This window comes from Wolbachia endosymbiont (group B) of Episyrphus balteatus (genome assembly GCF_947250575.1).
Classification (GTDB): Bacteria; Pseudomonadota; Alphaproteobacteria; order Rickettsiales; family Anaplasmataceae; genus Wolbachia.
In genome coordinates, this window is the sequence record NZ_OX366325.1 from 881,875 (window position 1) to 895,199 (window position 13,325).

Genomic DNA, 13,325 nt, shown 5'->3' on the forward strand with positions numbered 1-13,325 from the left:
GCATAAAATTTCCATCATATTATATGATGAAAATAAGAATATTGTAACAAAACTAAATATATATTTAAACAGAGCTTTAGCCCATCACTAAACCAACACCCAATTGCTCAACACTATCAATTTTAATTTGTAAAGTGCCCTTTATAAATTTATTAGCCTGGTCTGTACTCATAAAAACTGTATGTTTATTGGGCATTAATTTTTCCATATCTGCTCTATTTTTTTTATCTTGCAAATGAGGTTCGCAAATATAGCTATACTTTTTAAAATCTAGAAGTTTAGCAAAGCCATCACGATCATTCTCATGGTGAAAAGCAACATTTATACCTACTATTTCGTCCGTTTCTTGCAGCTTTCCATCTTTATCTATTACCTGTGCCTTAGCAAGCGCAACTGTAGGCTTATGGCCATAATTTGCTCCAATAACCCTTCTTATTGAATGTTCTATTGCTATTTTTTGCACTTCAGGACTTTCATCAAACTCTTTCAAAAAATTAAGGTGTAAGTTAATATATTCAGAGTATTTCAATCTGTGTTTTTTATGTATAGTTGGTTTGTAGGACAGTTCATTTGTAGGTGACTTATAGTTTGCAAGAAGCAATTTTTGTTCATATTGCTCATTAAATTTCTTTATCTTTTCAAAATGTCTTTCATATTGAGTCAATCCATCTTTCCCTTTTTTCTCCATCCTTTTCAAGAATTCCTCTACTGGCTCTCGTTTGGCTAGATTAATTTTGCGTGTAAGCGGAATTTGTTTTTTCAAGCTAATCCAATATGGTAAGCAAACAACTTTCGCATCTTTCGAAAATAGACCTTCTAACTTTTTCACTGCATTGTATAAGTTTGCTGATTCTGGTTTATAATGCCCGCTATTATTGTCTATATAAGTTATTTTACCATTTACCACTTTCATTAAACCAGAACATAAAATCGGCTTACCGCCTGCAAGAGTTGAATGACGATAAGCCCATTCGCTTTTGTTAACATTAATATGTTCATGAGTTACTAATTTTCCATCAAGCGTGATAACATAAGCTACACAACCTTTTTTACCCTTACTAATTTTATCAGTTGTATCATATAATTTGCCCTCTAAGTTGTATAACTTAAGTTCCCCATCTTGCTCGCCAATAAATTTTCTTTGATCAAATTGTTCATCAGAGTTAAAATACTTAACCCTTGTATTAGTTCCAGGAATTTTTCTTCCTTCAACTCCAACTTCTGGAAACAAATTATATCGTGGAAAAAAATAAGTAAAATTATTCTCTATCCAATACAGAATCTTATTTATGATACCAAAAACTTTTCTATTACCTAAATCAATAGAGAGTTGCTGTTCCTTTGGTACTGCTAGATGATTGGACTTTGTACCAGACTTGCCAAATTCTTTGGCAGCATATTTAAACTTTTCTAGTAAATATTCCTTACGTTCTTTTGATATTGACATTTTTACCTCACTCACTATTATTTTATCCTATATTATTTTAGACAAAAAGTCAATCTTTCTTAAGATATTAAGAAAAGAAAAAGCAGCAGCAAAATAGCTAAACTGACTTAGATTTATCGACAATTTGAAAAATCATCATTCCGCTACTTGTTAGCGGAATCTATGTTCGCACAGTTAGTTATCGCTATTTACCCAACAAACTTATGCTAAGCTGTGCTGCCACTAATTTTGCAACCAGTACTCTATAAGGCGAGCATGACACATAATCAACCCCTGATTTGATGAAAAACTCTATGGACTGTGGATTCGCTCCATGCTCTCCACATATACCAAGTTTAATTTCTTTTCTGGTTTTTTTGCCCCTTTCGATAGCTATTCTGATTAATTCCCCTACCCCTTCGACATCTAGCACCTCAAAGGGATCGTTTTTGAATATGTTGCTTTCCTTATAAGAATCGAGAAAATTAACTGAATCATCTCGTGAAAGTCCCATAGTTGTTTGTGTTAAATCATTAGTGCCAAAACTAAAAAATTCTGCGTGTTTTGCGAGTTTGTCAGCAATAAGTGCTGCTCTTGGCAGTTCTATCATCGTTCCAATTGAATAGTTCACATCGAAATTTTCGGCTTCTTTCTTTATTAACTCGCATATCAGAATAAACTCTTTCTCACTCATGATAAAAGGAATCATGATTTCAGGTTTCACTTCTATCTTCTTTTCTTTCCTTAATTCACTTGCAGCACTGAGTATTGCCCTAATCTGCATTTTATATATTTCAGGATGAGAAATAGCAAGTCTACAACCTCGATGGCCAAGCATTGGATTTTTTTCTGATAACTGTGCTATTTTATTTTTTACTGATTCAACTGACTTATTCAGTGATTTGGCAATTTTCTCTATAATAGATTGATTGTGGGGCAAAAACTCATGTAGAGGTGGATCAAGTAAACGTATAGTAACCTCCCTGCCCTCCATAATAGAAAATATTTCTTTGAAATCAGACTTTTGCATTTCTTCGAGTTTATTTAATGCATTTGTCCTTTCATTTTCATCATCAGCTATTATCAACTTTTGAATGAATTCGATTCTATCACTAGCAAAAAACATATGTTCTGTGCGACATAATCCTATACCTTCTGAACCGAATTCTTTTGCAATTTTTGCATCTTTTGGAGTATCAGCATTCGCTCTCACCTTCACTGTTTTGATTTCATCTACCCAGTTAATTATCGTTTTGAATTCTTGAGATAATTCAGGCAAAATTGTAGGAAGAATACCAAGCATAACCTCTCCTGTTCCTCCATTGATGGTGATTGATTCACCTTTATTTACTTTTATATCCCCCGTAGAAAGAAATTTTTCATCTTTATCAATATAAAGTCCATTTAGACTACAAATGCATGGTTTACCCATTCCACGAGTTACAACAGCGGCATGCGAGGTCATACCTCCTCGCGCTGTTACTATTCCACTTGCAGCATTCATTCCATTAATATCTTCAGGGCTCGTCTCTGATCTTACCAAAATTACTTTTTTACCCTGCTCTGCAGCTTTTTCAGCATCACTTGCACTGAATACTACATATCCAGAAGCAACACCTGGAGAAGCTGGCAGTCCTTTGCCTATTACTTCTTGATCGATTTTAACATCAAGAACTGGATGCAATAAATTGTCAAAAGTTTTTGGATCAATTCTCAATATTCCTTCCTCTTTTGTAATCACTCCTTCGTTTACCATATCAACTATTATGCGAATAGCAGCTTCGGCTGTGCGCTTGCCAGACCTAGTCTGCAAAATCCATAACTTACCGTCCTGTACAGTAAATTCGATATCCTGCATGTCCTTATTATGACTTTCAAGTTTTTCACATACCGCGCATAATTCTCGGTAGACACTTGGTAGCAACTTCTCCATGGTACTTTCTTGCTCCCCGTCAATTGGCATAGGAGTATAAACACCAGAAACCACATCCTCACCCTGAGCATTAACTAAAAACTCACCAAAAAGCTTTTTTTCTCCAGTTGAAGGATTACGTGTAAATATCACGCCGGTTGCAGAATTATCATTTAAATTACCAAAAACCATTGCTTGCACGTTGACCGCTGTTCCAAGGTTTTCAGGAATATTATGTATTCTTCTATAGGAAACAGCCCTATCATTTTTCCAAGAGGCAAATACTGCATTAACTGAGTTTAACAATTGCTCTTCAACGTTCTGCGGGAAATTTTTTCCTATTTTCTCACATACTATCTCTTTAAAATCATTAATAATTTTCTTTAAAACATTAACATCAAGATCAGCTAAGCTTTTTGCTCCACTCTTTTGCTGTTCACTATCAACAATGTCTTGAAATAAGTGATGGTCAAGCTGTAGTACAACACTCGAGTACATCATGATGAAACGACAGTAGCTATCATAGGCAAAACGTTCGCCACTTTTTTTTGCAAGCCCAACAACGGTTTCATCATTTAGACCAACATTTAAAATAGTATCAAGCATGCCCGGCATTGAATTCACACTACCAGAGCGTATGGAAACTAATAAAGGATTATTTGAATCCCCGAATTTACAACCGATGTCACTTTCGAGCATCGCCATGTAGTTTTTTATCTCGTTACGTAGATCACAAGACAATTCATTATCTTGACAATAGGCCTGACAAACAGCAGTGGAAATTGTAAAACCAGGTGGAACAGGAATGCCAATGTTACACATCTCTGCCAGATTTGCTCCCTTCCCTCCTAGTAGATTTCTCATTGCTGCATTACCTTCACAGTTGCTTTGGCTAAAGTAATATATTAACTTTTCTTGCATTTTTTTCGGATTTTCACTAATAAACATACTATACATACTATTCTAATAAATTTGTCAGGCAGGAGTAATAAATTTTGTAAAATTCAGCACAATTAAATAGCCTCTTTTCCTTTCATTCTAGTGTCCCTATTGTCATTCAAGTATTCTTTCCTGTCATCTCAATGACCTCTATGATGTCATTCCTTGTTGGAGTATGAATGTAGCCTTATCTCACACTCCTGTCATCCCAGTGCCCAGACACTGGGATCCAGAAGACTGATCAAGTAATAAGAACTAGTCACGCGCTGGCTCTCTTAAATTACTTTAGCTATAAGTGTTAAGAAATTTACCAATCAAAAAAAGGCAAAAGAATCCACATGGTACTGATTTTATTACTGTAATTGATAATGTGCTAACGCTTAAACGAAGCGTGTTTAGGCTGAATAGAAAAAAATAAAAAAAGGCATGCAGCCGCCATAATTTCGCCAATAAACACAAGATTTGTCAAGAATCTTCTATTAAATGAAAGTTATGAAAAAAATCTATTGCAAGTCTTTTAATATTCTGTTAAGAGCTGGGATAATATAAAAATTATCATGTTCGGATTAGAAGACAGGAAATTTCTGATTACTGGTGCATCAGGCGGAATAGGGCAGGCAATTGTAGAGGTTATGCATAAAGCCGGAGCAACTTTATGTATCTCTGGCACAAAAAAAGAAGTACTAGAAGAAGTTGCTAAAAAATATGAAAAAAACATTCATGTACTCCCTTGTGACTTATCAAATCCTGAAGAGGTAAATCAACTAATAAATAAAGCAAGTGAGTTGATGAAAGGCTTTGATGGGCTCATATGCAATGCAGGCATTACACAAGACAGTTTATTACTGAGAATGACAGATGAATCATGGCAAAAGGTGATTGATATTAATTTGAGCTCTACATTTACACTAAATAGAGAAGCATGCAGGAAATTAATTAAAAATAGCTGGGGAAGAATTATAAATGTTTCCTCAATAGTAGGTTTAACAGGCAATGCCGGGCAAGCAAATTATGCAGCTTCTAAAGCTGGGATAATAGCCATGAGTAAATCTATAGCAAAAGAAGTTGCAAGTCGCGGTGTAACAGTAAATTGCATTGCTCCTGGATTTATAGATACTAAAATGACTGAAGTTTTAAATGAAAAACAAAAAGAAAAAATATTAGATAACATTCCAATGAAAAGAATGGGAACAGGGAAAGAAATAGCAGCAGGAGTATTGTTTTTAGCAAGCGACGAAGCAAGATATATAACGGGGCATGTGCTTAACATCAATGGTGGGCTATTTATGTAGCAACACTTATTTATGGACAAACTATGAGTTTTACCCTAAAATAAATATACATATAAATTTAGATTCACACTAGTTTATTACTTGGAGGCAAAAGAATGAGCTATATAATAAAAAAAATTTTTAATGCTTTATGTATAGTGCTGTTTCTCTCTTTTTCAGATTACGCAAGTGCTGCTAGCGACATAGAAGATACAACTGCCCAAGTAATATGCAATATTATTGGTTATATTTGGGGAATAGGTGGGCCACTTATGACTGTAGTCATAATAGGTGCAGCTTTGCTTGCAATATTTGGTAGAATGCCATGGCCAGCTCTCTTTGCCTTAGGTATGTTTTGTGGTGTATTTTTTGGCGCCAAAACGATTATAATGAAAATTATACCCGATAGCATTAAACAAGATAGTATGTTGAGCAAGTGTGGGGAAAGATAACTTAAAAATCAGGATTTTTTTGTGTGTATTGTTCCTTCATATCTTCAATTTGCAGCAAGCAAGAGCTATCTCTCGGTAAAGTTTTAATAGCTAACTCAGCGTACTTCATAAATTTCTCTAAATTACCTTCAATACAAGCCTTTTTCGTCAAAGCAAAATAATACATTGCCATATCAGCGCTACGTTTATATGCAATACTTAAATACTTCCAGACAAAGGCGTTATTTGCTTCTACGCTTGCAATCTGCTCTAGGTAAAAAATTGCCTTCTCTATTTCACCGTGTAATAATAAAGTATGAGATAACGCAAGTTTCACTAAATAGTTATTCTTCTCAGATAAATATCTAAGTGATTCTTCATACATTTTTATTGCTTCACTTAAATTTCCAGCTTTGTATAACATCTCCGCTTTTAATTCATATAAATAAGGATCATTGCGTGACTCTTGAATCAATGAATTAACTTTAGTAATAGCCTCTTCTATCTTTCCTTGCCTATAGTGAATTACAGCATTTACATACTTAGAACTACCTTCATATTTATTAGATAACACATGAATAGGAGCAAAGAAAGAGTCTAGCTTTGCAACCATACGCTCAAACTTCAGCAATTTATCTGCAAGGATTGGTTTTATATTGTTTTTAACCTTATAATTCTGTACAGCAAATATACGCTTATCACTAAGTGGGTGAGTGCGGAAATACTCTTCAGTGTTTTCATGCTCAATACTCTTAAAATAGTCAAAAATCTCTTTCATACCCAAATTATCATAGCCAGATTCATCTAGGTATCTTAAAGCATAGCTATCTGCTACACTCTCTTGCTCTTGAGAATAGTTAAAAAACAACCTTGAACTAAGCGTTACACCACTAAGCAAGATTGCACTCGCAAACTGAGGGTTAATGACAATACTAGAAACTAATCCTACCATATAACTAACCATTGCTATTGATTGAAAATAACCTACAGCACTACTCATTTGTAATACATGACCAGCAGATATATGAGCAATTTCATGTGCTAATATACCAAGTAAGACATAAGGTTCAGTCGAATATTGTAAAAGCCCTAAATGAATGAAAATGCTATTATTGTTAATTACAAAAGCATTAATCGATCTATCATCAACTATAAAAACTTTTATTTTATCATTATCAATACCCGCAGCAGAAAATAAAGGTTGCGCTAGATCCTTAACTACCGCTTCCACTTCACTATCTCTAATAATACTAACAGAGTAAGCGCTATTACAGTATACGAAAAAAAATAGTAAAACAAAAAGCTTAGACATGGAAATTCCTTGTTTGTATAACTTTGAGGAATTTTATATTTTAACACTTAAACTATACGAATCTATAAACGCTAGTTTAAATTTTGAACGTAACTGATAAGTTTATCAATGGTAGTTAACTTAATATTATGTTGTTCAGCAAATTCAAGCAACTGGGGTAAGCGCATCATAGAGCCATCATTATTCACTAATTCACAAATAACTGCAGAATGATTACATCCCACTAACTTAGCTATCTCAACACTTGCTTCAGTATGACCAGCACGTTGCTCTACTCCACCCTCATGTGCAATCACAGGAAAAATATGACCGGGAGTTATAATGTCATCCTGAGTTCTATTTTTATCAATAGCAACATGTATAGTTTTTGTTCTATCCTCAGCTGAAACACCCGTAGTAATACCATAACGCGCATCAATTGATGTAGTAAAAGCAGTATGATTTTCACCAATATTTTTTTTTTCCATGAAACTAAGGCCTAACCTTTTCATGTGAACTTTAGTCATTGCTAAACAAACAATCCCTGTACCGTATCTAACCATAAAAGCCACATGTTCTGGCTCTAATTTCTCAGCTAATACAATCAGATCACCTTCATTCTCTCTGTTTTCATCGTCAACTAAAATGAATAATTTACCAGAACTAGCATCCCTCAATACATCTTCCACAGAAGAAATACCGGGTAGACTAATTGAAGGATAAGTTACTTGTACCATGATTTACTTAAACTCAATCTTAACTATTTTATACAATTTCTCTCCATTTGGCACTATCACTTCCACATACTCACCAACTTTTTTGCCAATTAAAGCACTACCGAGTGGTGAATCCGTAGAGATCAACTGCTTTGAAGCATCAGCTTCATACCCACCTACAATCTTATAAACATATTCTATTTCACTGTTATCATCACCGAGCATGCTTACCGTAACAGTTGCACCAAACATTACTGTATCACCAGACAAATTTTTTACTTCTATCACTTCTGCATGTGAAAGTTTACTCTCTACCTCAATTATGCGGCCTTCAATAAAACTTAATCTTTCCCGTGCTGCATGATATTCTGCATTTTCAGATAAATCGCCTTGATCACGAGCATCAGAAATAGCCTGTATGATAGAAGGTTTTTCTTCCTTTAATTTCTCAAGTTCGACTTGCATACTCTCAAAACCTTCCCTTGTAATAGGAAACTTGTTAACAATGGATGAAGTCATAATCACCGCCTAAACGCAATTAAATTGAGTGACAAAATCACTCACAATACCAAGAATATCATCTTTTATATCATCATTCATGTCACCTGACAACTTTTTTAAAACTCCAGGGTGAACAGTTTGAAAATAATTGATAAGATCACACTCGAACCTATTGATGTTGCTCACCTGTACCTTATTTAATTGACCATACAGATTAGAAAAGATATACATAAGCAATACTTGCTCTTCTATTTGCATAGGTGAATACTGTTTTTGCTTTAATAATTCAATAAGGTATTTACCTTTGTTTAAGGACAATTGAACAGTAGCATCAAGATCAGAACCAAATTTAGCAAAGTCTTCCAGTTCTCTATATTGGGCCAAACTCAGCTTTATAGAACCAGCAACTTTTTTCACAGATTTCAATTGTGCAGCAGAGCCAACCCGAGAAACCGATAAACCTATATTCACTGCAGGGCGAAATCCTTTGTGAAACAATTCAGACTCAAGAAAAATTTGTCCATCGGTAATTGAAATCACATTAGTTGGAACATATGCAGATACATCACCAGCCTGAGTCTCAATAATCGGCAAAGCAGTCAAAGATCCCTGTCCTTTTTCATCAGACATTTTGGCAGCTCTTTCAAGCAAGCGAGAGTGTACATAGAATATATCTCCAGGATAAGCTTCACGACCAGGAGGACGTCTGAGCAATAAGGACATCTGCCTATATGCCACAGCATGCTTAGATAAATCATCATATACCACCAAGCAATGCATTCCATTATCACGGAAAAATTCTCCAATAGTGCAACCGGTATAAGGTGCTAAAAATTGCATAGGCGCGCAGTCAGATGCGCTAGCCACAACTACGGTTGTATACTCTAATGCTCCACTTTCTTTTAGCTTATTCACCACTTTTGCTACTGTCGAAATTTTTTGTCCAATAGCAACATAAACACAGTAAATTTTTTGATTTTCGCTTACCTCATCGTTAATCTTCTTCTGATTGATAATAGTATCAATCGCAATAGTGGTTTTACCAATTTGTCTATCGCCAATAATTAATTCACGTTGCCCTCTACCTATAGGAATCAACAAATCTATAATTTTAATTCCTGTCTGCAGAGGTTCATGCACAGATTTACGGTCAATAATACCTGGCGCTTTAGATTCTATATACATTTTGTTCTTGGCTCTAATTTCTCCGCCATCGTCTATAGGATCGCCTAATGCATTTACAACTCTCCCTAATAATTCATGACCTACAGGCACCTGTACAACATCACCACTACATTTTACAACGTCCCCTTCTTTTACATCACGGTCATTGCCAAGCACAACTATTCCAGCTGTATCATGATCTAAATCAAGAACTATTCCTTCTACACCGCTTGCAAAAGATACCTTTTCACCAAACTTTGCTTTTTCCAGCCCATAGACCAATGTGATACCATCCGTTACTGAAATTACTTCACCTATATTTTCTCGTTTTATAGGATTATCAAATGTCTCAACCTTCTCTTTTATTATGTTTACTACTTCAGAGGCATTTATGCTATTCTTCATATACAATTCCTTATTTTCAACATTTCCATTTTACTCAAATCAACCAATCTATCCAAATAACTCTTAAGCGAAGCATCAATCACGTTAAAACCATACCTAACTACAAAGCCACCTAGTATAGAAGGATCAACCACATGACTGACTTTTATTATTTTACCAAGAAAGTTCAAAGATTCAGTAATTATTTTTATATCAGGTTTCTTTAAAATCTCTGCTGATTTTATAGTAATTTCCAATTCATTTTCACTTTCCCTTACAAGATTTAAGAATTTTTCTAATATAAGGATTAATAAACGGGAGCGCTTGTTTGCAAGTGTAACCATAATAAATTTGACTAAGTTTTCACTCAAGTTCTCCTTTATAGAAAGTATCGCTTCTTTTTTGTGCACAAGAGAAACCATAGGATGAGATAGATACACAAAAACATCTTGATCTTTAAAAAAAGCTAACAAAAATTCTACTTCTTTTCTTATAATACCTAATCTGCTTCCTGAGACATGAAACAGTGCTCTAGCATAAGATGAAACTAAATTATTGTTTTTCATATTCAATTACCTGTTCTAGTAAATCTAAATTATTTTAGCTACCATTGTTCAATCCAAGCATTTTTTATATAAATAGGTCTTCTCCTTAAGGAAAGAAAACATAAATCATATCTGACTGAATAATCTAAAAAATCAAGATTTTTACTTAAGAAATATTTAGAAGAATTTATAATAGACTGACACTGAAAATGAGATATCGGTACTTCTTTTCCAAATAAACTTGTTTTAACTTCTATAAAAATCAGCTCCCTTTTTTTAGATACAATTAAGTCAATTTCACCCAACTTACAACGGAAGCGACGTTTTATAACATTATAGAATTTCAGCTTTAAATATATCGAAACTAACAATTCTCCAAAGTAACCTACAAAATAGCGTAACCTACTTACCATAAAAAGAATAATTAGCTTTGTGTAACTACTTTGCTTCCTTTTTTATTTTTACTATAAATCTCACCTTTTGCTGAAATATCTCTATCAACTAGCTCTATCACTGCCATTGGAGCGCAATCACCCTTTCGAGTACCAAATTTTATTATTCTAGAATATCCACCTTTACGGTCTTGATAACGATTAGCTAGAACGCTTAATAATTTATCAACTACTAACTTACTATTATGAAGACGTGAAAGCAAAAGCCTTCTACCATGTAAAGAATCGTTATTCTTAGCAATTGTAATAAACTTTTCCACATATGGACGAAGTGCTTTAGCCTTTGGTAAAGTAGTTACAATCTGCTCATGATTAATTAACGAGATAGATAGATTCTTTAACATTGATAACCTATGCTCGGTACAACGAGACAGTTTATTTTTCTTTATTCCATGTTTCATATACTACCTAATCCTCATCAGTATGTTGTTTAGCCAGTTCATCTATATCCTTAGGCGGCCAATTTGGTATATTCATACCCAAAGACAAACCTGAATTATTTAAAATTGCCTTGATTTCATTCAAAGACTTTCGGCCAAAATTAGCAGTTCTTAACATTTCAACTTCCGTCTTTTGCACAAGATCACCTATATAAGTGATATTTTCATTTTTCAGACAGTTATGAGATCTAACAGATAATTCCATTTCATCTACTTTACGCAATAGAACAGGATCATAGCCCAAATCTTTAGCACCACTAGACAAAGAAACCTGCGATTTTTTATAACTCATATCAGAACTAATAAAAGGCTGAAATTGCTCCTGTAATATTCTTGCAGCATAGTCAACAGCTTGACTTGGAGAGATTGTACCATCAGTTTCAATTGACAATATTAGCTTATCTTTATCAGTAACTTGACCAACACGACTATTCTCTACTCTATACGAAACCCTCTCGACAGGACTATATAAAGCATTAACTGGAATAAAACCAATTAAATCTTGTTCATTCATAAGCTTTAAAAATTCATTTTCTTTATATTTATTTACAGGAAGATAACCTTTTCCGCTAGCAACATATATAGTAATGTTAAGCTCCACATCTTGACCTAGTGTACATATCACCAAATCTTTATTAACAATAGAGCATTGGTCATCAGTTTCTATCATTCCAGCTAATACTTGACAAGGCCCTTTAGCGCTCAAATTTAAGCACTTATTAGACGTGTTATTTAACTTACATCTCAACATGCCCATATTTAATGCTATATCAGTTATGTCTTCCCTAACTCCTTGGATCGAAGTAAATTCATGATTCACGCCTTCAATTTTTATTCCATAAACAGCACTACCGCGAAGAGAAGACAACATTACACGCCTTAATGCATGACCCAACGTTAAAGCAAAACCACTTTCCAAAGGTTCTAGAACTATATCACCTTTTTTACTTGAATCACCTGATATTACCTTAATCGCATTAGTCTTAGTTAATCTATCTAAATTTCCACAGAAAGAGACATTATCACTATAATACATACAAAAACCTTCCAAATATCCTATACTCTTCTTTTTTTCCTTAGTCTACACCCATTATGAGGTATCGCCGTTTTATCTGCAATTGAAGTGACAGTCAATCCACAATTCCTAAGTGCTTTAACTGCAGCTTCTGCACCAAAACCAGGACCACGAATTATTACAGAAACAACCTTCATACCAAATCTCTCTATTACTTTCTTCGCAGCAGAATCGGCAACCTTACCTGCAGCATAAGGTGTGGATTTTCTCGAACCAGAAAAACCACATGCACCAACAGAAGTCTGGTAAAGCGTATTACCACAAACATCAGTCACATTTACAAAAGTATTATTAAAAGTTGCACGAATATGGACAATACCAGTAATAAACCTTTTTGTATTCTTACCAACCGTTTTAACTTTTTTCATAAAAACTCACGATAATAACAAATTTTATTTTTTTCCAGCAATAGGCAATTTAGATCTGCCTTTACGAGTTTTAGCATTAGTATGGGTTCTTTGTCCCCTCACAGGCAAACCTTTTCTATGCCTTAATCCTCTATAGCAACCGATTTCTATTAAAGATTTTATATCCATAGCCACTTTTTTTCTGAGCTCACCCTCTATGACATATTTTTGCCTAATAAAACTACTAATTTTCTCTATATCTTCATCTTGTAATTCTGAAACACGCTTACGCTCATCAATTTTACAGCTACGACAAATTATATTCGCAGTAGTAATACCTATACCATGTATATAAGTTAATGCAAAAGGAATACACTTCTTCACCGGAACATTTATGCCTGCAATACGTGCCACTGATACCTCGATACTTT

Annotated in this window: 14 protein-coding genes; 2 read left to right on the forward strand and 12 right to left on the reverse strand. The window is 34.3% G+C overall.

All coding sequences use genetic code 11. The annotated features are described in order from the left end of the window. Positions 1–76: 76 nt before the first annotated feature. A complete protein-coding gene (locus OOL05_RS04140; protein ID WP_264375908.1) occupies positions 77–1,447 on the reverse strand; it encodes a hypothetical protein in 1,371 nt (456 codons plus the stop codon). A 184-nt stretch (positions 1,448–1,631) separates the two neighbouring features. Next, the gene (ppdK, locus tag OOL05_RS04145; protein ID WP_264729917.1) at positions 1,632–4,286 is read right to left on the reverse strand and encodes a pyruvate, phosphate dikinase; all 2,655 of its coding nucleotides are present in this window, start codon (positions 4,284–4,286) and stop codon (positions 1,632–1,634) included. Between the two features lie 548 nt (positions 4,287–4,834). On the opposite strand from ppdK, the gene fabG reads away from it, so the two are divergent. Beyond that, positions 4,835–5,569, forward strand: coding sequence for a 3-oxoacyl-[acyl-carrier-protein] reductase (fabG, locus tag OOL05_RS04150; RefSeq protein WP_264729919.1), 735 nt, complete (start codon positions 4,835–4,837; stop codon positions 5,567–5,569). 95 nt (positions 5,570–5,664) lie between these two features. After that, positions 5,665–6,000 carry a TrbC/VirB2 family protein gene (locus OOL05_RS04155; RefSeq protein WP_264729921.1) on the forward strand — a complete coding sequence of 112 codons (336 nt, stop codon included), beginning with the start codon at positions 5,665–5,667 and terminating at the stop codon, positions 5,998–6,000. A gap of 1 nt (position 6,001) precedes the next feature. Here OOL05_RS04155 and OOL05_RS04160 read toward each other — a convergent pair whose 3' ends face one another. From OOL05_RS04160 to rpsM, 10 genes are all read right to left on the reverse strand, one after another. Then, complete coding sequence (locus OOL05_RS04160) at positions 6,002–7,291, reverse strand: M48 family metalloprotease (RefSeq protein WP_264729923.1); 1,290 nt, start codon at positions 7,289–7,291, stop codon at positions 6,002–6,004. 71 nt (positions 7,292–7,362) lie between these two features. Next, complete coding sequence (gene ribB, locus OOL05_RS04165; RefSeq protein WP_264729925.1) at positions 7,363–8,007, reverse strand: 3,4-dihydroxy-2-butanone-4-phosphate synthase; 645 nt, start codon at positions 8,005–8,007, stop codon at positions 7,363–7,365. A gap of 3 nt (positions 8,008–8,010) precedes the next feature. Beyond that, positions 8,011–8,505, reverse strand: coding sequence for a transcription elongation factor GreA (greA, locus tag OOL05_RS04170; protein WP_007302559.1), 495 nt, complete (start codon positions 8,503–8,505; stop codon positions 8,011–8,013). A gap of 9 nt (positions 8,506–8,514) precedes the next feature. Next, complete coding sequence (gene atpA, locus OOL05_RS04175; RefSeq protein WP_264729927.1) at positions 8,515–10,056, reverse strand: F0F1 ATP synthase subunit alpha; 1,542 nt, start codon at positions 10,054–10,056, stop codon at positions 8,515–8,517. Continuing rightward, a complete protein-coding gene (gene atpH / locus OOL05_RS04180; RefSeq protein WP_264375912.1) occupies positions 10,053–10,601 on the reverse strand; it encodes an ATP synthase F1 subunit delta in 549 nt (182 codons plus the stop codon). Before atpH ends, atpA begins: the two co-directional genes overlap by 4 nt. Positions 10,602–10,639: 38 nt before the next feature. Further along, the gene (locus OOL05_RS04185; protein ID WP_010404733.1) at positions 10,640–10,993 is read right to left on the reverse strand and encodes a YraN family protein; all 354 of its coding nucleotides are present in this window, start codon (positions 10,991–10,993) and stop codon (positions 10,640–10,642) included. 11 nt (positions 10,994–11,004) lie between these two features. Next, positions 11,005–11,433, reverse strand: a complete 429-nt coding sequence (gene rplQ / locus OOL05_RS04190; protein WP_010404731.1) for a 50S ribosomal protein L17 — start codon at positions 11,431–11,433, stop codon at positions 11,005–11,007. A 7-nt stretch (positions 11,434–11,440) separates the two neighbouring features. After that, the gene (locus OOL05_RS04195; RefSeq protein ID WP_264729930.1) at positions 11,441–12,508 is read right to left on the reverse strand and encodes a DNA-directed RNA polymerase subunit alpha; all 1,068 of its coding nucleotides are present in this window, start codon (positions 12,506–12,508) and stop codon (positions 11,441–11,443) included. Positions 12,509–12,528: 20 nt separating this feature from the next. Then, on the reverse strand, positions 12,529–12,915 hold the full coding sequence (rpsK, locus tag OOL05_RS04200; protein WP_006012273.1) for a 30S ribosomal protein S11: 387 nt from the start codon (positions 12,913–12,915) through the stop codon (positions 12,529–12,531). Positions 12,916–12,939: 24 nt separating this feature from the next. Beyond that, positions 12,940–13,308, reverse strand: a complete 369-nt coding sequence (gene rpsM, locus OOL05_RS04205) for a 30S ribosomal protein S13 (RefSeq protein ID WP_010404723.1) — start codon at positions 13,306–13,308, stop codon at positions 12,940–12,942. Positions 13,309–13,325 lie beyond the last annotated feature (17 nt).

Excerpts from the sequence above, each read along its gene's own strand:
- ribB (WP_264729925.1), bottom strand. The coding sequence starts at position 8,007 with ATGGTACAAGTAACTTATCCTTCAATTAGTCTACCCGGTATTTCTTCT.
- rplQ (WP_010404731.1), bottom strand. The coding sequence starts at position 11,433 with ATGAAACATGGAATAAAGAAAAATAAACTGTCTCGTTGTACCGAGCAT.
- rpsK (WP_006012273.1), bottom strand. The coding sequence starts at position 12,915 with ATGAAAAAAGTTAAAACGGTTGGTAAGAATACAAAAAGGTTTATTACT.
- OOL05_RS04185 (WP_010404733.1), bottom strand. The coding sequence starts at position 10,993 with ATGGTAAGTAGGTTACGCTATTTTGTAGGTTACTTTGGAGAATTGTTA.
- fabG (WP_264729919.1), top strand. The coding sequence starts at position 4,835 with ATGTTCGGATTAGAAGACAGGAAATTTCTGATTACTGGTGCATCAGGC.
- greA (WP_007302559.1), bottom strand. The coding sequence starts at position 8,505 with ATGACTTCATCCATTGTTAACAAGTTTCCTATTACAAGGGAAGGTTTT.
- ppdK (WP_264729917.1), bottom strand. The coding sequence starts at position 4,286 with ATGTTTATTAGTGAAAATCCGAAAAAAATGCAAGAAAAGTTAATATAT.
- OOL05_RS04195 (WP_264729930.1), bottom strand. The coding sequence starts at position 12,508 with ATGTATTATAGTGATAATGTCTCTTTCTGTGGAAATTTAGATAGATTA.
- atpH (WP_264375912.1), bottom strand. The coding sequence starts at position 10,601 with ATGAAAAACAATAATTTAGTTTCATCTTATGCTAGAGCACTGTTTCAT.
- OOL05_RS04160 (WP_264729923.1), bottom strand. The coding sequence starts at position 7,291 with ATGTCTAAGCTTTTTGTTTTACTATTTTTTTTCGTATACTGTAATAGC.
- OOL05_RS04140 (WP_264375908.1), bottom strand. The coding sequence starts at position 1,447 with ATGTCAATATCAAAAGAACGTAAGGAATATTTACTAGAAAAGTTTAAA.
- OOL05_RS04155 (WP_264729921.1), top strand. The coding sequence starts at position 5,665 with ATGAGCTATATAATAAAAAAAATTTTTAATGCTTTATGTATAGTGCTG.
- atpA (WP_264729927.1), bottom strand. The coding sequence starts at position 10,056 with ATGAAGAATAGCATAAATGCCTCTGAAGTAGTAAACATAATAAAAGAG.